The organism is Falsiroseomonas stagni DSM 19981, assembly GCF_900114315.1.
Classification (GTDB): domain Bacteria; phylum Pseudomonadota; class Alphaproteobacteria; order Acetobacterales; family Acetobacteraceae; genus Falsiroseomonas; species Falsiroseomonas stagni.
The window spans coordinates 1,250,650-1,268,464 of sequence record NZ_FOSQ01000001.1; the positions used below are offsets into that span (position 1 = coordinate 1,250,650).

The window sequence follows — 17,815 nt, forward strand, 5'->3', positions numbered from 1 at the left end:
GCGACATAGGCAGCGACTCGCCCCGAGGGAAGCCCCGGGGCGGCCGAAGATGGCTCAGGCGGGCGCCGCCAGCGCCGCCGAGGTGTCCTCCGCGGCAGCCTGGGCGGCCGCCGCCGCTTCCGCGGCGGCCACCGCCTCCGACTGCCGGCGCCACATGGCGGCGTAGAGGCCATCGGCGGCGATCAGCTGGCCGTGGGAGCCACGCTCCGCCACCTGACCGTCCTGCAGCACCAGGATCTCATCCGCATCCACCACGGTGGAGAGGCGGTGCGCGATCACCAGGGTGGTCCGGCCGCGGGCGGCATCGCGGAGCGCGGCCTGGATGTCCTGCTCCGTCCGCGTATCCAGCGCGCTGGTGGCCTCGTCCAGGATCAGCAGGCGCGGGTTCTTCAGCAGGGTGCGGGCGATGGCGACGCGCTGCTTCTCCCCGCCCGAGAGCTTGAGGCCCCGCTCCCCCACCTTGGTGTCGTAGCCATCCGGCAGGCGGAGCACGAAATCATGCACCTGCGCCAGGCGGGCGGCATTCTCCACCTCCTCCTGGCTGGCACTCGGCCGGCCATAGGCGATGTTGTAGCGGATGGTGTCGTTGAACAGCACCGTGTCCTGCGGCACCACGCCGATGGCGGCGCGGACGCTGTCCTGCGTCACGTCCCGCACATCCTGCCCATCGATCATCACGCGGCCGCCTGACGTGTCGTAGAAGCGGAACAGCAGCCGGCTGATGGTGGATTTGCCGGCGCCGGTCGGGCCGACGATGGCCAGCGTCCGGCCAGGGGGCACGGTGAAGCTGACGCCCTTCAGGATGGTGCGGTCCGGGCGGTAGCCGAAGCGCACATCCTCGAACCGGATCTCCCCCTGCGTGACGGCCAGCGCCGGCGCGCCGGGCTTGTCGGCGACCTCCCGCTCCTCCCGCATCAGGCGGAACATGGCTTCCATGTCCGTCAGCCCCTGCTTGATCTCGCGATAGGCGAAACCGAGGATGTTCAGCGGCTGGAACAGCTGGATCATATAGGTGTTGACCAGCACGAAGTCGCCGACGCTCATCCCCCCATTCGCCACGCGCCCCGCCGCCATCAGCATGACGATGGTCAGGCCGAGGCCGATGATGGCCTGCTGGCCGAAATTGAGGCCGTTCAGGCTGACCTCGGACCGGACATAGGCCTTCTCGTAGCGCTCCAGGCTGCCGTCGTAGCGGCGGGCCTCGTGCGCCTCGTTGCCGAAATACTTGACCGTCTCGTAGTTCAGCAGGCTGTCGATGGCGCGCGTATTGGCCTCGGTATCCGTCTCGTTCATCGCGCGGCGGAAGCGCAGCCGCCATTCCGTGAAGAGCAGCGTGTAGGCGATGTAGACGCCGACGGTGCCGAGGATGACGACGGTGAAGGTCACGTCGAACATCCCCCACAGGATCAGGGAGACCAGCAGGATCTCGAAGATCGTGGGAATGATGTTGAACAGCAGGAAGTCGAGGACGAAGGTCATGCCCCGCGTGCCGCGTTCCAGCACGCGGGACAGGCCGCCGGTCTGGCGATCGAGGTGGAAGCGCAGCGACAGCGCGTGCAGATGCTGGAAGACCTGTAGCGCGATGCGCCGCGTGGCGCGGCCCTGCACGCGGGCGAAGATGGCGTCCCGCAATTCATTGAAGCCGCTGCTGGTGATGCGCATCAGCCCGTAGCCAAGGACGAGCGCGATCGGCACCGCCGCGATCGCCCCCGCACCCCCGGCTTGCGGGGCGAGTGCATCCACGGCGCGGGCGAAGGCGATGGGCACCAGCACATTTGCGGCCTTGGCGAAGACCAGCAGCGCCAGGCTGATGACGACGCGCGCGCGCAGCCCGGGCTCGCCCGGCGGCCAGAGATAGGGGGCCATGTTCATCAGCGTGCGCAGATGGCTGCGCTCACCGGGGATATTCATCTGCACTCAAGGGCTCCGGAGGCGCGTTCCTTTCATAAGTGGGGCGTGACGCAGGTCGCGCAAACCGGCAAGTGGTCTTCCGTGCCATGCGCTGCGCGCGCTACTGGGAGGGATGGACGCGCTCGCCCCCTATGAGCGGCACATCGCCGCCTGCAACAACATCGCCTCCCCCTCCCACCTCATCCGCTTCCGGATCGGGGAGGAACAGGTGGGGTGGCTCGGCGCCGAACTCGCCAGGGCGCTGGCCTTCTATCCCCGGGAGTTCCACTTCGACGATCGCGGCGTGGCGCTGGCCGGGCGGCTGCGCGCGCCGGGGGCGCGGAGCGAGGCGCTGGCGACGGCGGTGAAGGGCCTGGCCGGCCGCGGGCACCTGACCATCCGGCAGGAGGCCTTCGACGTTCGGGCCACGCCCGATGGCCCGGCGCTGGCGACGATCGACCGCGGCGCGCTGCCGGCCTTCGGGATCATGTCCCAGGGCGTGCATGTGAACGGCTTCGTCCGCCGGGCGAACGGGCTGCACCTCTGGGTGGGGTGGCGATCCCGCGTCAAGCCGGTGGCGCCGGGGCAGATGGACAATGTGGTGGCGGGTGGCATCCCGGCCGGCCTCTCCCCCGCGGAATGCCTGGTGAAGGAGGCGGCCGAGGAAGCCTCCATCCCGCCGGAACTGGCGGGGCAGGCGGTCTTCGCGGGCCGCGTCTCCTACATCATGGCGACACCAGAAGGGCTGCGCCGGGACGTGCTGCATTGCTACGACCTGGAACTCCCCGACGGCTTCACCCCCACGCCGCATGATGACGAGGTGGAGCGCTTCGAACTGCTGCCGGTGGAGGCGGTGGCCCGCGCGGTGCGGGAGACGGACCGGGTGAAGTTCAACGTGAACCTGGTGCTGATCGACTTCTTCCTGCGCCACGGCCTGATCGACCCCGGCGCGCCGGGCGCGGAGGCGCTGCGCGCCGGGCTCGATCAGGTCGCCTGAGCGGCCGCCAGCTGCCGGCACAGATCAGCGACCGTCACGCCGGCCAGGCGCGATTCCAGCGCCGCCTCCGCGGCATCGAAGACCTCCCGCAGCAAGGCGGGCGCGCCGCGGCCGATGGCATCGCCGTTGTTGGGGGCGCGATGGATCGGCAGTAGCGGCAGGCCGTTGCGGCGCATGGCCTGCCAGATCTCGGCCAGCGTGATCTCCGCCGCCGGCCGGGCGAGTTCCGCACCGCCCGGGCCGCGGCGGATGCGGATCAGCCCGGCGCGGGCCAGCTGACCCGCCAGCCGCCGGATGACGACGGGGTTGGTGCCCACGCTGTCGGCCAGGCGGCCGCTGGTGGCCTGCCCGCCGGGTTCCGTGGCGAGGAGGAGAAGGATGTGGATGGCGACGGCAAACCGTGTTGCGACCATGACTGTAACACGCGCCGCGGCCTTGCCGGTTCCTCACGCTGCCGACGGATTGACTGTTGCGTGAACGAAGCCCGAACATGAGGCATGTCCGCCGCCATCACCACGCCTGAGCGCACCGTCGCCGTCTGCCGTGCCGCCAGCCTGTTCTGTGGCCTCCGCGGCTGGGCGCCGGTGCGGGAGATGCCGCTGCCGAATGGGCGGCGGGCCGATATCCTGGCGCTGCTGCCCGATGGCCGCTTCGCGGTGGTGGAGGTGAAGTCCTGCGCGCGGGATTTCCTCAGTGACGCCAAATGGCCGGAATACCGGGATTTCTGCGACCTGCTCTACTTCGCCGTGGACCTCGACTTCCCCATCGAATTGCTGCCGCCGGATGCCGGGCTGCTGGTGGTGGAGGGGCGGGAGGCCGCGCTGGTGCGGGAGGCGTCTTCCCATCCCCTGGCCCCGGCGCGACGCCGCGCCCTGCTGCATCGCTATGCCGTGACGGCGGCGGGGCGGCTGGCGGCCTTGCAGGACCCGGCGGGGCTGGCGGAGATGCGGGCGGCGCTGCGGGTGGAGTGATGCCGTGGCATTTTAGCCACTAACCCGTTTAAGCCGATTAGCCGATTTATGCGCATTTAGTCGCGTTTTTCGGGGGGCGGTGGGTGACGGCGCCCGGCCCCGGGCATGGATCACCCCCGTGGCGACGGGATCATAGCAGGAACATCGGCGGGAAAGCCAGTGGAACCCGCGGCCTCAGCCGCGGATGCGGGCCACCGTGGCGGTGGTGCTCTGCCCCGGGAGGAGCTGCGCCAGGCGCACCTGGCCGCCCCATTCCGTGACCAGGTCGCCGCCTACCACCTTGTCCACGGTGTAGTCGGCGCCCTTCACCAGCACATCCGGCCGCAGCAGCTTGATGAGGTCGACGGGGGTGTCTTCCTCGAACACGCTGACCAGGTCGACGGAGGAGACGGAGGCCAGGACGGCGGCGCGGGCGGCCTCCCCCTGGATGGGGCGGGTTTCCCCCTTCAGGCGCTTGACGCTGGAATCGGCGTTGAGCCCGACCACCAGCCGGTCGCACCAGGACCGCGCCTGTTCCAGCAGATGGACATGGCCGGGATGCAGCAGGTCGAAGCAGCCATTGGTGAAGCCGATCCGGTAGCCGCGGCGGCGCCAGCGTTCCACCTGTTCCATGGCGGTGGCGCGGGAGACGACCTTGCGCAGCGCGCCGCGCTCCGGCGTCAGGGCCTCCGCCAGGTCGCTTTCGCGCGCCACGGCGGTGCCGACCTTGCCCACCACGATGCCGGCCGCGATGTTGGCCAGCCGCGCCGCGACGGGGGCGGTGAGGCCCGCGGCCAGGCCCGCGGCCACCACGGCGACCACCGTATCCCCGGCGCCGGAGACGTCATGCACCTCCGGCGCCTCGGCCGGGAAATGGCGGATGCCCTGGGCATCGACCAGGGTCATCCCATCCTCGCTTCGCGTCACCAGCACGGCGCCGAAGCGGTAGGTGTCGCGAAGGTGCTGGGCGGCGGCGACGATGGCTTCTTCCGTATCGACCGCCATGCCGGTGGCCAGGGCCAGTTCGGCGCGGTTCGGCGTGACCATGTCCGCGCCGGCGTAGCGGGCGTAGTCCACGCCCTTGGGGTCCACCACCACGCGGCGGCCGGCGGCGCGGGCTGCGGCGATCAGGCGCTGCGCGACATCCCCGGCGAGCACGCCCTTCTGGTAGTCGGACAGCACCATGACGGTGGTCGCGGCCACGGCATCGGCGGCGATCCGCACCATGCGGTCCGCGAGGCGGGCATTGATCGGCCCCGCCATCTCATGGTCCGCGCGCAGCAATTGCTGGCCGGCGGCGATGAAGCGGGTCTTGGTGGTGGTGGCGCGGCCGCCCTGGACCAGCAGCCAGGGCTCCACATTGGGCTGGCCGCCGATCAGGCCCGTCAGGTCGCTGCCCGCCTGGTCGTCGCCGACCACGGAGACGAAGGCGACGGCGGCGCCGAGCGCGGTCAGGTTGCGCACCACATTGCCGGCACCGCCGGGCATGGCGAGTTCGCGTTCCACCGCCAGCACGGCCACCGGGGCCTCCGGGCTGACGCGCTGGACCTGGCCATAGACGTAGCGGTCGAGCATGGCGTCGCCGACCACGAGGACGGAGGCGCGCTTCAACAGGCGCACCGCCTCCGTCAGGTCACCGACGGGGATTTCGGGGGTCGGCAGGTCGGCGGGCGCGGGGCCTTGCATGCAATCGCCCTACCCCAATCGCGCCATCGGGCGCAAGGCACGCCCGCGCGGGTGGGCAATAAAGTAGGAAGTGGCCGGCGGTCTCATGCCAACGGCGCGATGGCATGATCTGCGGCCGGCGTAGCCGGCCGAGGGCGCGAACGCGGCCCGCGGCCAGTGCCGCGGGCCCAGCGGCCGGAGGCCGCGCCCGGCGCTTGAGGGCGAAAAGCGAACACCAACGAGTCGCTGCAAGCGGCCGTTGGTATCAAGCCATCAGGAAGCCGATGCGGTCATCCTGCAGCACCGCGCAGGTCAGGTCGCCGCCGAAGACGGCGCCGGTATCGATACCGATGCGGTGGCCGCGGATCTCCGGCGCCTTGCAGGGGGTGTGGCCATGCACCACCACCGCCGGCACCGGGCCGCGCCAGGACAGGAAGGGCTCGCGGATCCAGGTCAGGTCCATCACGTCCTGCGCGGCCAGGGGCACATCGGGCCGGATGCCGGCATGGGCGAAGAAATAGCCGCCCGCGGCGTGGCTGGCCCGGCAGCCCCGCAGGAAGGCCAGGTGGTCGTCCGGCACTGCGGCCCAGCCCGTGGGATCGCGCGGCGACAGGCCGTAGCTTTCCAGCGTCGCGCCGCCGCCATTGTCCAGCCAGAAATCCAGCACCGCATCCGGCGCGGTGGGGGACAGCGCGGCCAGCATCATCTGTTCATGGTTGCCGACCAGGTTCACCACCTGCATCCCGTGCAGCGGTGGCGGGCCCAGCAGCAGGTCGATCACCGCCGCGCTGTCCGGCCCGCGATCGACATAATCGCCGAGGTGGATGAGCGTGGCGCGTTCCACCGGGTGGTCCAGCAGGTGTTCGGCGATCCGGTCGTGCAGCGCCTCCAGCCGCCCCACGCAGCCATGGGGATCGCCGATCGCGTAGATGCGCTGGCCGTGCGGAAGCCGGGCCGGCGCTAAGAATTCCGTAAGCATGCCGGGAGGAACCTAGCGCGAAGGGGGGCGCACGTCGCCCTCCGGCCCCCCGGTGGTCCCATCAACATGCCCGAAGGTCCAACGTTCCGAGAGACGGTGCCAGACACGGCCGCCCCGGCCGCCGCGGGTGGGGCGTCGCCCGGGCCCGGGGCGGGGCCCCCGATCGGCGTGGTGATGCGGGAGGCGCTGCGCGCCCCCGCGGGGCGGGTGGTGCTGCGCGTGCGGGACCTGCCGGCGCACCGGCGCCGCGTGGCGCGGGCGCTGCTGCTGGAAGGCGCGCTGGCCGCGGGCGGCACGGTGACGGAAGGCCATGGCGGCGACCTGCTGCTGGTGGGGGCGGAGGCGGCGCGGGCGGAACGGCTGCGCCTGCTGCTCGACCGCCTGCTGGGCGGGGGCGCGCCGGGGGCGGTCCATGCCGGGCTGTGGTCGCTGGAACGCGATGCCCCGGCGCTGCTGGACTACGCCGCGGGGCGGGACGGGCTGGCGGAGCCGATCGCGGCCTCCGCGGGGCCGGAACTGGCGGGACTCGATGACTGGCTGAAGCGCCTGGCGCTGGAGGGCGTGGTGGCGCGGCACGTCGGCTGGCGGCTGGCGGAGGGCCAGGCGGCGCCCCGCCCGGCCTTCCTGCGCCTGGACGTGGCGCGGGATGCGCTGGCGCGGAAGATGGGCGTGCTGGGGCAGGACCGGGACCTGGTGGAACATGCGGCGCGGGCCATCGCGGGGCGGTTGCTGCGCGCCATCGGGGATCCCGCGCAATGCGGCCCGCTGATCGGGGACCGGCTGCCGGGCCCGCTGCACCTGCCCGTGCCGCCCGCCGCGCTGACCGGGCGCGATGGCGGCCGGCGGGGCGGTGCCATGCTGGTGGCCGCCGTGACGCTGGAGGAAGCGGCGGACCCGCGCGCGCTGGCCGCGCGGCGGGCATTGCTGGCCGGCATGGGCTGGCTGCTGGAAGTGGATGGGCTGACGGCGGAGGCGCTGGGCCTGCTGGCGCCGGACGACCTGCCGGCGGACCTGCTGCGCCTGCATTGGAGTGAGGCGCTGCTGGCGCCCGCCTGCCACGCCGCGCTGCGCCGGGTCGACCCCGCGCGGCTGACCCTGGCGGGGGTGCGGGATGCCGATGCGCTGGCCTGGGCGCGCAGCCTGGGCGTGACGCGGATCGAACCCGCTCCGGCGCTGGCGGCGGCGCTGGCGATGCCGGTGCCCGCCCCCGTGGCCTTCCGGCCGCCGGCCCCGGTGCCGTCCCTGGTGCCGCCCCCGGTCCTGAGCCCGGCGGCATGAGCGGCCTCGACACCGACCGCCGCCCCTCCACCATCCGCGCCGCGGCCGAACTCGCGGCCTTCGTGCGGGAGACGGTGGCGGCGAATGCGTCGCGGGATGTGCTGCACCTGCGCATGGCGGGGCTGTCGCCGGCCATGCGGCGGCCGCATCACCAGCGGATGCTGCGGGATGCGCTGGGCCCGGCGCTGTCCGGCGCCCGCACCCGCGTCTTCGACCTGCCGAATGGCGATGTGGTGGCGGTCGCGCCGCCGCCGGCCCTGGCCCTGGAGAACACCCGCGCCGCGCTGGCGCGGACGCTGGACGCCGCGGCGCAGGATGCGGTGAGGAGCCTGCGGCTGCCGGAAGCGGCGGCGCAATTGCTGGCGGCGGCGTCGGAAAGCCTCGGCCTGGATCCGGCGCCGGAGGAGCCCGATGCCGCGGAGCCGCGGCCACCCGTGACCACCGCCCAGATCGCCGCGGCGGAACGCGCGCTGGCGCGGGCGGATCTGGACCCCGTGACGGCCCGCCAGGCGGTCTGCCGGATGGACCCCGATGGCGCGCCGGCGGAACCGCTGTGGGAGGACCGGCGCATCGCCTGGCCGGCGCTGTCGGCCCTGGTGCTGGAAGGCGCGGATACCGGCGCATCCTCCGCCCTGCGGCGGCGCCTGGCGCGACTGGCGGAAGCGCGGATGCTGGCGGAGATCGTGCGCCCCGCGGCGCAGATGGGCTGGAAGCCGGTCGGCCTGCCGTTGGCGCCGGCGACCATCGCCTCCCCGGCCTTCGACCGCTTCGATGCCGGGCTGCCGGCTGGGCGGCGCAAGGAGATCACGATCAGCTTCCGGGCGGCGGATGTGCTGGCGGACCCCGTCGGCTTCGTGGCGGCGCGGGACCTGGTGCGGCCACGCGGCTATGGCTTGGCACTGGACGATGCGCCGGCCGGGCTGCTGGCGGTGCTGCCCATGGCGCGGCTCGGGCTGGACCTGCTGCGGCTGCGCTGGTCACCGGAATTGCCGATGACGGTGCCATCCGGCCTGGCCAGTTTCCTGGCCGAGGGGCAGGCGGCCGAAGGCCGGGGCGCGGAGGCGGTGGTGCTGGTGGGCGTCGATCGCCCCGCCGCCATCGCCTGGGGGTGGGAGGTCGGCATCCGGCGCTTCCAGGGGCCGCTGGTGGAGCGGCGGCGCCGGGGACACTGAGCAGGCCCAGGCCCGTGCGCTTGCCCTGGCCGGGCCGCCGCGCATATCGGTGGGATGATCACCGATGACAACGCGGCCCTTGCCGTCCAGGGCCTGACCAAGCGCTACAGGCCCGAAGGCGCCCCCGCCGTCGTGGACCTGTCCTTCACCCTGCCGCGCGGCGCCACCTGGGGGCTGCTGGGGGGCAATGGCGCGGGCAAGACGACGACCATCGCCATGCTGCTCGGCCTGCTGGTGCCGAGTGGCGGGCGCATCCTGGCGCTGGGGCATGACATGGCGGTGGATCGCTTCGCGGCACTGGCGCGGATGAACTTCTCCTCCCCCTATGTCGCGCTGCCGCACCGGCTTTCCGTGGCGGAGAATTTGATGGTCTATGCGCATCTCTACGGTGTGCCGAAGCCTCGGCAGCGGATCGAGGAACTGGCGGAACAGCTTCAACTGACAGACCTGCTGAAGCGGCCGGCGGGGGAACTCTCCGCGGGGCAGAAGACGCGCGTGGCGCTGGCGAAATCGCTGGTGAACCGGCCGGATCTGCTGCTGCTGGATGAGCCGACGGCGAGCCTCGACCCGGATACGGGCGACTGGGTGCGGTCCTGGCTGGAACGCTACCGGGCGGAAAGCGGCTGCGCGATCCTGCTGGCGAGCCACAACATGGCGGAGGTCGAGCGGTTGTGCGCGGAGGTGCTGGTGCTGCGCGCGGGGCGGGTGGTGGATCGGGGCAGCCCCTCGGCGCTGCTGGAACGCTACGGGCGGGACGATCTGGAGGAGGTGTTTCTCGATATTGCGCGTGAACGCGGAAACGCGGCGGAGCGCGCCGACGGGTCGGCGGAGCAGATGGCATGAGCGGGGCGTCTGCGGGCCGGCGCGTCTGGGGGCTGATGTACCGGCACCTGGCGCTCTATCGCCGGTCCTGGCCGCGGGTGCTGGAACTGGCCTATTGGCCGGTGCTGCAGATGGTGGTGTGGGGCTTCGTCACCGCCTACCTCGCGGGGGTGCAGAACAACGTGGCCAGCGTGGCGGCGGGGGTGCTGCTGGGCGGCGTGCTGCTGTGGGAGGTCGCGATCCGCAGCCAGATGGGCTTCGCGATATCGTTCCTTGAGGAGGTGTGGAGCCGCAACCTAGGCCATGTCTTCGTCAGCCCGCTGCGCCCGATGGAACTGGTGGCGGCGCTGGTGGCGATGAGCGCGCTGCGCATGTTCGCGGGCGTGCTGCCGGCGGTGGGCCTGGCCTGGCTGCTCTACGGCTTCGGGCTGTGGACGCTGGGGCCCGTCATCGTGCTGTTCTTCGCGGGGCTGATGATGATGGGCTGGGCGGTGGCGCTGGCCGTCACGGCGCTGATCCTGCGGCATGGGGCGGGGGCGGAGCCGCTGGCGTGGAGCGTGCTGTTCGGGCTGACGCCCTTCGCGGCCGTGTTCTACCCCGTCTCCGTCCTGCCGGGCTGGTTGCAGCCGGTGGCGCTGATGGTGCCGGCGGCGCATGTGTTCGAGGGCATGCGCGGCGTGCTGCTGGACGGCACCATCGCCTGGGGCCATCTGGCCGCGGCCTTCGGGTTGAACCTGGTGTGGCTGGCGGGCGCGGTGGCGCTGTTCCTGCGGCAGTTCCAGGCGGCGCGGGAGCGGGGCGCGCTGTTGAGCATCGGGGAGTAGGCCAACCCGAAGCGCTGGTGGGCGTTGCGGCTGCATGAGCACGCCCCCCGCCTTCCTCTTCGCCACCGGCATCGAGAACAGCATCCCCCGCATCAAGGGCGGCACGGTGCGCGTGGACCAGATGGCGCGCTGTGGCCATTACGAGCGATGGCGGGAGGATTTCGCGCTGGTGCAGGAGATGGGGCTGAGTTTCCTGCGCTACGGCCCGCCGCTGCACACCACGCTGATCGGCCCCGGCCGGCACGATTGGGACTTCGCCGACCAGACCTTCGGGGAGTTGCATCGCCGCGACATCGTGCCGATCGTCGATCTCTGCCATTTCGGCGTGCCGGACTGGATCGGGGATTTCCAGAATCCGGACTTCCCGAATCTCTTCGCGGCCTATGCGGGCGCCTTCGCGCGGCGCTTTCCCTGGGTGCAGCTCTATACGCCGGTCAATGAGATGTACATCTGCGCGCTCTTCTCCGCGCGCTATGGCTGGTGGAACGAACAGCTTTCCACCGACCGCGGCTTCGTCACCGCGCTGAAGCACATCGTCGCCGCCAATGTGCTGGCGATGCGCGCGATCCTGGCGGTGCGGCCCGACGCGATCTTCATCCAGTCCGAGAGCACGGAGTATTTCCACGCGGAGAGCCCGGCCGCGATCGGGCCGGCGGAGCTGCGCAACCAGGAACGCTTCCTGTCGCTCGACCTCAACTACGGGCGGCGCGTGGACAGCGGGATGTACGAATACCTGATGGACAACGGCATGACACGAGCGGAATACCATTTCTTCCTGAGCCACAGCCCGCTGAAGCGCCACTGCATCATGGGCAATGACTACTACTGGACCAACGAGCACCTGGTTATGCCGGATGGCGCGACGCGCGCCTCGGGCGAGGTCTTCGGCTATGCCGTGCTGACGCACCAGTACCATGACCGCTACGCGCTGCCGGTGATGCATACCGAGACCAACATCCGCGAGGATGGCGAGGGCGCCGCGGAACGCTGGCTGTGGAAGCAATGGGCGAATGTGCTGCGCGTGCGGAATGACGGCGTGCCGGTGGTGGGCTTCACCTGGTATTCGCTGACGGACCAGGTGGATTGGGACAGCGCGCTGCGGGAGGAGAACGGGCATGTCGATCCCGTCGGCCTCTATGACCTGGACCGGAAGATCCGACCCGTCGGGCGCGCCTACAAGCAACTGGTGGAACAGTGGCGGGATGTGCTGCCGGCGCAGTCGCTCTGCCTCCAGGTGCCGGTGGTGATGCCGAGCGCGCACCAGGTGGATGGGCTGCCGGAGGCCTATTGGGTGGGGCAGGCGCGCCAACGGGCGCGATAGGGGGCCTTCCGGCGCGCGGATGCCGGCGCTAGACCCGGCAACGTGACGAACACCCGCATCTTCCTCGTCCGGCATGCGCTGGTCGAGCCTTCGGCCCGCGCGCTGATCTATGGCAGCATGGACGTGCCGCTCTGCGACCTGGCGCTTCAGCAGGAGGCGCTGTCCTACCGCTGGCTGGCCGCCCGGCTGCCGGCCGGGGCGCGCTGGGTGGTGACGAGCCTGTCCCGCACCCGCGCCACCGCCGCCGCCATCTTCGCGGCGGGCTATCCGGAGGCGCCCTTGCAGACGGAGCCGGACCTGGCGGAACAGCACCTCGGCGAATGGCAGGGCCTGTCGCATGAGGCTTTCGCCGAGAAGCTCCGCCACCCGCCGCACCCCTTCTGGCCGCATGGGGCGGATGAGAAGCCGCCCGGCGGGGAATCCTTCAGCGAGATGGTGGAGCGCGTGGCGCCGGTGCTGGAGCGGCTGGCGGCGGAAACGCCGGGCGGCGATATCGTGATCGTGGCCCATGGCGGGTCGATCCGCGCCGCCATCGCCCATGCGATGGGACTGACGCCGCACCAGGCGCTGATCTTCTCCATCAAGAACCTGTCCCTGACCCGGCTGGAGAAGCAGGGGGCGGATTGGCGGGTGGCGGCGGTGAACGAGGAACCCTTCACTCCCGTGGCGGCGTAGCCGCTCACGCCCGTGGCGGGTCGTCCGGGCCTCCGCCACCAAAACACCCCGAGGCCGCCACAGCTTGCCCTTGGACACCCGAGTCGCGGACGGGTAGAACCTTGACCCTCATAGGGTTGGAGGAGGTCGTTCATGCTCCGTGGCATCATCGTGGCACTCAGCCTGCTGATCGCGCTGCCGGCGGCCGCGCAGCAGGAGGAACAGGCCCTCGTCGACCGGGCGACGCTCGCGGTGCAGGAACTGATGTCGACCGGGGAGAATACGGCCGATGCGCTGAGCTTCCTGCGCCGGTCGCGCGCCGTCATGGTCTGCCCGCGGCTGTTCCGCGCCGGCTTCATCCTGGGGGGTGAGGGCGGGTCCTGCGTGCTGGTCGGGCGGGACGGGGCCGGGTCCTGGTCCTCGCCGGCCTTCTACACGGTGGGGTCGGGCAGCGTCGGCCTGCAGATCGGCGTGCAGGACGCCATGGTCATCATGATGATCATGACGGATCGCGGCCTGGGCGCGGTGATGGACAGCCAGTTCAAGATCGGCGCCGATGCCTCCGTCGCGCTGGCCACCATCGGCGGCGGCATCCAGGGCAGCACCACGGCGGCGGCGGGGGCGGATATCGTGGCCGTCGCGCGGTCCCGCGGGTTGTTCGCGGGCATCTCCCTTTCCGGCTCCGTCCTGTCCTACCGGCCGGAGGCCGCCACCGCCTATTACGGCCGGCAGTATTCCGCGCGGCAGATCGTGATGGCGATGGAGGCGCATAACCCCGGTTCCGACCCGCTGCGCGCCATGCTGCTGCGCTTCGGCGCGCGCCAGTAGCAGCCCATCAGGCCGCCAGCCGCGCCGTCGCCGCGGCGGCCATGGTCGCCAATCCCTGGGCGAGCGCCGCGGCGCGGATGGCGGTGGTGTGGCCGCCCAGCACCCGGTCCCGCCCCGCCTCGCCCATCAGGCGGCGCTGGTCATTCGGCAGGATGGTGAGCCAGCGCAGCGCGCGGGCCAGCGCCGGCATATCCCCGGGCGGCACCAGATGGCCGCAATCCGCCGCCACGACGTCCCGCATCCCCGGCGTGGCGGGGCCGATGACGGGCAGGCGCAGGGCCATGGCCCGCAAGGCATCCCCGGCCGAGGCATCGGGCGCCACGAAGCCGAGGTAGCGCGGGCCTTCCGCCGCCAGCCAGTCGGCCGGCCGCGCACCGAGGAAGCGGGCGTGGTCGGAGACGCCGGCTTCCAGCGCTTCCGCCCGCAGCGTGTCGAAGAGCGGGCCGCTGCCGATCACGTCCACCACGGGCCGCTGGTCCGCGGGCAGCAGCGCCAGGGCGGCCAGCAGGGGCCGCAGCCCGGCCGCGCTGTCCATTGACGCCAGGCAGAGCAGGCGGGCGTTGCGCGGCCCGGGCGTGGCATCGGCCGGGATATCGACCGCGAGGGGCAGGGTGCGGAGGGCGATCTGCGGTGCCAGGGCGCGCAGCCGGCCGGCCATCGTCGCCCCGGTCGCGAAGACGATGTCCGCGGCCCGCAGCTTGCGCGCGAGGTCCTGGCCATCCCCGTCCCGCACGATCAGGGAGGCGGGCGCCCCTGCCAGGCGCGCGCCGACCAGGGCGGCGGTGGCGGTGGCATCGGCGGCGGTGGCGTGGATGGCGCCGCAGCCATGGGCGCGGAAGGCGGCGGCGATGCGGGCGCCCTGGCGCAGCGCGTCGCGCGGCGGCAGGTCCCGCTGCGCGAAGGCGAAGTGACTCGCGCGGGCCAGGGCGAGGGGGTTCATCCGTGCCAGGCTGGATGCCGGCGCCGGGCCGTCCGCCAAGGCGAGGGTGACGATCGGCCAGCCCATCCGGCGGAGGCTGGCGAGTTCCGCGGGTTCCCGCCCATCGGCGGGCAGGATGCAAAGAAGCGGGGCCGTTGGGGTGGTCGGGCCCTGTGGCGTGGCGTCGAACGGCATGGTTCGGACTCCTCCGGCGCGGTTGGGGGCTGCGCCGCCTGGCGCTACGCAGGCGCCGTGCCGCGCGTTCCGCGACTCCCCCCCCGAGCCCGCAGGCCCCTGAAGTCATTGCCAAAACCCCGCGATCCAGGGTCCCGCCGGACCCTGGCGGGGGGTTCGGGGGGCAGCGCTCCCCGTCATCACGCCTCCCCGCTCTTGCAATCTGCAACGCAACCCTCCGGCACGCCCCCTGCACCAGCCCCCCCAGGCGGCCCTGTCCCGGCCCGCCGCGATGCAGTTCGAGAGGCGCCCGTGTCCACCACCCCCAGGCTCAGCGTCATCATCCCCGCCCGCAACGCGATCCGCTGGCTGCCCGGCGCCATCGCCTCCGTCGGCGGTCGCGCCGATATCGAGATCCTGGTGGTCGATGACGGATCGACGGATGGCACGGCCGACTATCTCCGCGGCATCGCGCGGTCCGATCGTCGCGTCCGGCCGCTGGTCTCCACCGGCGAAGGCGCGGCGGCGGCGCGCAATGTGGGAATCGCGGCCGCGCTGGCGCCGCTGGTGGCCTTCCTGGATGCCGATGACCGCTGGCGCCGCGGCAAGATCGCGGCGCAGCTGGAACTGCACCGGCTGCATCCCGAGCTCGCCTTCTCCTTCACCGATCACCGGCGCTTCGCGGAGGACGGGGCGGCGCTGGCCACCGGCCTTGGCCGCTGCGCCGCCTTCTCGGCGCGCCACGCCATGCGGCGGGAGGGTTTCGTGCTGGACCGCGGCGCGCAGGCCCAGATCTATGCCGAGCCGCTGGTCGCGACCTCCACCGTCATGGCCAGCACCGCCTTGCTGCGCGCGGTGGGCGGCTTCAACGAACAACTGCGCCGGGCGGAGGATTGGGATCTCTGGCTGCACCTGGCGGCCTGCGGCCCGGTGGGCTGCCTGCCGAAGCCGCTGGCCGACCGCCTGGTGCGGGTGATGGACCCGGATGGGCATGAGGCGCTGCTGCGCCGCGCGGCGCGGCGGCAGGTGGCGGAGGCCTATGCCGCGCCGGCGCGGCTGCTGGATGAGGACGCACCGCGGGCCTGCCGCAGCAACCTGCTGGCGCTGGATGCCGATGGCGCGGCGCTGGCCGGGCACCGGGTGCAGGCGGCGCTGCTGCGCCTGTCCGCCTTCGCCAGCCAGCCGCGGCGCGACGCGGTTCGCGCCGGGGCCTGGGACCTGTTCCGCCCGCGCGGCCACCAGGCGGCGCTGGAAGCCCGGGGGTCGTGATGATGGATACCGCCATCGCCTTCCCCGCCATGCAGGTCGTTGACCGGCTCGTCGCGGAGTGCCACAGGTTCGAGGTGAGCGCCATCGACCCTGACATTGCCGGACAGCTGGCCGCCGAGCTTCCGCTCGAGGATTTCGTGCGCATCGTGCGGACCTTCGAGGATGACCTCGGCCGCCTGGCCGGGCAGCTTGAAGCCGCCGTCGCGAACGGGGACCAGGACGGCTATCGCCGTGCGGCGCACAGCCTGGCGGGGGCCGCGGCGGCCGTTGGCGCGCGGCGGCTGGAACATGTCGCGCGGCTCGGCATGGATCACCGCGCGCAGGTCGACCCCCGCACCATCTCCCTGCATGTGCAGCATGAGGCACGGGCGGCGCTGGCGGAACTGGCGGCACTGGCCGACAATCCTCCCGGATCCGCCTGACCCCCCATGGCCGGGGCCGCCGCGCGCGTCCTGATCGTCGAGGATACGCCCACCCAGGCCGAGGTTGCCCGCGCGCTGCTGCGCGACCTGGGCCATGAGATCCGCGTGGCGGAAACCGGCACGGCGGCGGTGGAACAGACCCTCGCCTGGCAGCCCGACGCCATCCTGATGGATATCGAGCTGCCCGATTTCTCGGGCTTCGAGGCGATGCGCCGGCTGCGCGCCGCGGGCATCGAGACCGCCATCATCGTCGTCACCGCGCATGGCAGCGTGAACCATGCGGTGGAGGCGATGCGGGAGGGCGCGGTCGACTTCATCGTGAAGCCCTACGCCAAGACGCGCCTGACGGTGACCTTGCAGAACGCGCTGGAGAAGCGCGCCCTGGCGACCGAACTGCGCGAGGTGAAGGCGCAACTGACGCGCGACCGCTTCATGGGGTTCATCGGCGGGTCGCCTGCCATGCAGGCGGTGTACCGCACCATCGAAAGCGTCGCGGCCAGCCGCGCGAATGTCTTCATCACCGGTGAGAGCGGTACCGGCAAGGAATTGGCGGCGGAGGCGGTGCACCGCGCGAGCCCGCGCCGCGCCGGCCCCTTCATCGCGCTGAACTGCGGCGCCATCCCGCGGGACCTGCTGGAGAGCGAGATCTTCGGCCATGTGAAGGGCGCCTTCAGCGGGGCCACCGATAACCGCCTGGGCGCCGCGAAGCTGGCCGATGGCGGGACGCTGTTCCTGGACGAGATCGGCGAATTGCCGCTCGACATGCAGGTGAAGCTGCTGCGCTTCGTGCAGACGGGCAGCTACCAGCCTGTCGGCGCCTCGAAGCCCGAGAAGGGGGATGTGCGCTTCGTCTCCGCCACCAACCGCGACCCCTGGGCGGAGGTGGAGGCTGGGCGGTTCCGGGAGGATCTGTACTACCGCCTCTATGTCGTGCCGGTGGAGATGCCGCCGCTGCGCGCCCGCGGCGCCGACGTGGCCCTGGTGGCGCGCCACTTCCTGGCTGCCTTCGCGAAGGAGGAAGGCAAGCGCTTCCGGGCCTTCGCGCGGGAGGCGGAGGCGGCACTGGCTTCCTATCCCTGGCCGGGCAATGTCCGGCAGTTGCAGAACGTGATCCGCAACATCGTCGTGCTGCATGACGGCGAACGGGTGGAGGTGGCGATGCTGCCGCCCATGCTTCTGCGCACGGCGTCCGGCCGCGCGCCCCTGCCCGCCGCGCCGCCGCCGCCGCCTATGCCGGTGGCACCCCCGATGCCGGTCGCGGTGGTGACGCGGCTGGAACCGCAGGCCTGGCCGGAGCCGGAGGAGGAGGCGCCGCCGCCGCCCATGGCGCCGATGCCGCGCCTGCCGGAACCCGCGCCTGAGCCGGCGCTTCCCTGGGTGCCGCCGCCGCGGATCGAGGATTTCCAGCCGCTGGCGGAGGTGGAGAAGCGCTACATCCTGGCGGCGCTGGACCAGGTGGGGCAGGACGTGCCGCGCGCGGCCTCCGTCCTGCGGATCAACCCCTCCACCATCTATCGCAAATTGCAGGCCTGGCGGGCGGAGGACGGGGCGGGTTAGCCCGCGGCCGCAGGATGCGAGGCGGGGGGAACCCGCCGGCCCGTTATCCCTTTGGCAGTATCGCCCGGCGACATTGGCCCGGGGCGCCACGACG

At 72.2% G+C, this 17,815-nt stretch carries 17 protein-coding genes; 12 read left to right on the forward strand and 5 right to left on the reverse strand.

The features are described 5' to 3' along the window. Window positions 1-54 precede the first annotated feature (54 nt). Complete coding sequence (locus tag BM041_RS05845; RefSeq protein ID WP_092956732.1) at window positions 55-1,911, reverse strand: ABCB family ABC transporter ATP-binding protein/permease; 1,857 nt, start codon at window positions 1,909-1,911, stop codon at window positions 55-57. A 112-nt stretch (window positions 1,912-2,023) separates the two neighbouring features. On the opposite strand from BM041_RS05845, the gene BM041_RS05850 reads away from it, so the two are divergent. Next, window positions 2,024-2,887 (forward strand): NUDIX hydrolase, encoded by an 864-nt coding sequence (locus BM041_RS05850; RefSeq protein WP_092956735.1) that lies wholly within the window; start codon window positions 2,024-2,026, stop codon window positions 2,885-2,887. Here BM041_RS05850 and BM041_RS05855 read toward each other — a convergent pair. Then, on the reverse strand, window positions 2,875-3,300 hold the full coding sequence (locus BM041_RS05855; RefSeq protein WP_092956738.1) for an Rrf2 family transcriptional regulator: 426 nt from the start codon (window positions 3,298-3,300) through the stop codon (window positions 2,875-2,877). The two genes, BM041_RS05850 and BM041_RS05855, sit on opposite strands and share 13 nt — an antisense overlap. Before the next feature lie 84 nt (window positions 3,301-3,384). Here BM041_RS05855 and BM041_RS05860 point away from each other — a divergent pair, with 84 nt between their 5' ends. Then, window positions 3,385-3,858, forward strand: coding sequence for an MmcB family DNA repair protein (locus BM041_RS05860; protein WP_092956741.1), 474 nt, complete (start codon window positions 3,385-3,387; stop codon window positions 3,856-3,858). A 174-nt stretch (window positions 3,859-4,032) separates the two neighbouring features. On the opposite strand, the gene rfaE1 is transcribed toward BM041_RS05860, so the two are convergent. Further along, window positions 4,033-5,523, reverse strand: coding sequence for a D-glycero-beta-D-manno-heptose-7-phosphate kinase (gene rfaE1, locus BM041_RS05865; protein WP_092956744.1), 1,491 nt, complete (start codon window positions 5,521-5,523; stop codon window positions 4,033-4,035). 244 nt (window positions 5,524-5,767) lie between these two features. Further along, complete coding sequence (locus BM041_RS05870) at window positions 5,768-6,481, reverse strand: metallophosphoesterase family protein (RefSeq protein ID WP_092956747.1); 714 nt, start codon at window positions 6,479-6,481, stop codon at window positions 5,768-5,770. Between the two features lie 96 nt (window positions 6,482-6,577). On the opposite strand from BM041_RS05870, the gene BM041_RS05875 reads away from it, so the two are divergent. The 7 genes from BM041_RS05875 (at window position 6,578) to BM041_RS05905 (ending at window position 13,380) form a co-directional block, all read left to right on the forward strand. Continuing rightward, window positions 6,578-7,759: a hypothetical protein gene (locus BM041_RS05875; protein ID WP_139225969.1), complete on the forward strand. Its 1,182-nt coding sequence runs from the start codon at window positions 6,578-6,580 to the stop codon at window positions 7,757-7,759. Further along, window positions 7,756-8,931, forward strand: a complete 1,176-nt coding sequence (locus BM041_RS05880; RefSeq protein WP_092956753.1) for a hypothetical protein — start codon at window positions 7,756-7,758, stop codon at window positions 8,929-8,931. The genes BM041_RS05875 and BM041_RS05880 overlap by 4 nt, the downstream gene beginning before the upstream one ends. A 54-nt stretch (window positions 8,932-8,985) precedes the next feature. Further along, complete coding sequence (locus BM041_RS05885) at window positions 8,986-9,774, forward strand: ABC transporter ATP-binding protein (protein ID WP_092956756.1); 789 nt, start codon at window positions 8,986-8,988, stop codon at window positions 9,772-9,774. Beyond that, a complete protein-coding gene (locus BM041_RS05890) occupies window positions 9,771-10,577 on the forward strand; it encodes an ABC transporter permease (protein WP_092956759.1) in 807 nt (268 codons plus the stop codon). The genes BM041_RS05885 and BM041_RS05890 overlap by 4 nt, the downstream gene beginning before the upstream one ends. A 34-nt stretch (window positions 10,578-10,611) precedes the next feature. Beyond that, a complete protein-coding gene (locus BM041_RS05895; protein ID WP_092956762.1) occupies window positions 10,612-11,898 on the forward strand; it encodes a family 1 glycosylhydrolase in 1,287 nt (428 codons plus the stop codon). Between the two features lie 42 nt (window positions 11,899-11,940). Then, on the forward strand, window positions 11,941-12,573 hold the full coding sequence (locus BM041_RS05900) for a histidine phosphatase family protein (protein WP_092956764.1): 633 nt from the start codon (window positions 11,941-11,943) through the stop codon (window positions 12,571-12,573). 132 nt (window positions 12,574-12,705) lie between these two features. Beyond that, window positions 12,706-13,380: a lipid-binding SYLF domain-containing protein gene (locus tag BM041_RS05905; protein ID WP_092956767.1), complete on the forward strand. Its 675-nt coding sequence runs from the start codon at window positions 12,706-12,708 to the stop codon at window positions 13,378-13,380. A gap of 7 nt (window positions 13,381-13,387) precedes the next feature. On the opposite strand, the gene BM041_RS05910 is transcribed toward BM041_RS05905, so the two are convergent. Beyond that, entirely contained in the window at window positions 13,388-14,494 is a 1,107-nt protein-coding gene (locus BM041_RS05910) for a glycosyltransferase (RefSeq protein ID WP_092956770.1), read from the reverse strand. A 291-nt stretch (window positions 14,495-14,785) separates the two neighbouring features. On the opposite strand from BM041_RS05910, the gene BM041_RS30455 reads away from it, so the two are divergent. From BM041_RS30455 to BM041_RS05925, 3 genes are read left to right on the forward strand one after another with little or no spacing between them, the layout of a single operon-like run. Next, the gene (locus BM041_RS30455) at window positions 14,786-15,742 is read left to right on the forward strand and encodes a glycosyltransferase family 2 protein (RefSeq protein WP_175533763.1); all 957 of its coding nucleotides are present in this window, start codon (window positions 14,786-14,788) and stop codon (window positions 15,740-15,742) included. Then, complete coding sequence (locus BM041_RS05920; RefSeq protein ID WP_092956774.1) at window positions 15,742-16,164, forward strand: Hpt domain-containing protein; 423 nt, start codon at window positions 15,742-15,744, stop codon at window positions 16,162-16,164. The genes BM041_RS30455 and BM041_RS05920 overlap by 1 nt, the downstream gene beginning before the upstream one ends. A gap of 6 nt (window positions 16,165-16,170) precedes the next feature. Further along, a complete protein-coding gene (locus BM041_RS05925; protein WP_092956777.1) occupies window positions 16,171-17,721 on the forward strand; it encodes a sigma-54-dependent transcriptional regulator in 1,551 nt (516 codons plus the stop codon). The last annotated feature ends 94 nt before the right edge of the window (window positions 17,722-17,815 follow it).

Coding starts and splice junctions, on each gene's coding strand:
- BM041_RS05845 (WP_092956732.1), bottom strand. CDS start 1,911: ATGAATATCCCCGGTGAGCGCAGCCATCTGCGCACGCTGATGAACATG.
- BM041_RS05870 (WP_092956747.1), bottom strand. CDS start 6,481: ATGCTTACGGAATTCTTAGCGCCGGCCCGGCTTCCGCACGGCCAGCGC.
- BM041_RS05890 (WP_092956759.1), top strand. CDS start 9,771: ATGAGCGGGGCGTCTGCGGGCCGGCGCGTCTGGGGGCTGATGTACCGG.
- BM041_RS05910 (WP_092956770.1), bottom strand. CDS start 14,494: ATGCCGTTCGACGCCACGCCACAGGGCCCGACCACCCCAACGGCCCCG.
- BM041_RS05885 (WP_092956756.1), top strand. CDS start 8,986: ATGATCACCGATGACAACGCGGCCCTTGCCGTCCAGGGCCTGACCAAG.
- BM041_RS05925 (WP_092956777.1), top strand. CDS start 16,171: ATGGCCGGGGCCGCCGCGCGCGTCCTGATCGTCGAGGATACGCCCACC.
- BM041_RS05920 (WP_092956774.1), top strand. CDS start 15,742: ATGATGGATACCGCCATCGCCTTCCCCGCCATGCAGGTCGTTGACCGG.
- BM041_RS05860 (WP_092956741.1), top strand. CDS start 3,385: ATGTCCGCCGCCATCACCACGCCTGAGCGCACCGTCGCCGTCTGCCGT.
- BM041_RS05895 (WP_092956762.1), top strand. CDS start 10,612: ATGAGCACGCCCCCCGCCTTCCTCTTCGCCACCGGCATCGAGAACAGC.
- BM041_RS05855 (WP_092956738.1), bottom strand. CDS start 3,300: ATGGTCGCAACACGGTTTGCCGTCGCCATCCACATCCTTCTCCTCCTC.
- rfaE1 (WP_092956744.1), bottom strand. CDS start 5,523: ATGCAAGGCCCCGCGCCCGCCGACCTGCCGACCCCCGAAATCCCCGTC.
- BM041_RS05905 (WP_092956767.1), top strand. CDS start 12,706: ATGCTCCGTGGCATCATCGTGGCACTCAGCCTGCTGATCGCGCTGCCG.
- BM041_RS05850 (WP_092956735.1), top strand. CDS start 2,024: ATGGACGCGCTCGCCCCCTATGAGCGGCACATCGCCGCCTGCAACAAC.
- BM041_RS05880 (WP_092956753.1), top strand. CDS start 7,756: ATGAGCGGCCTCGACACCGACCGCCGCCCCTCCACCATCCGCGCCGCG.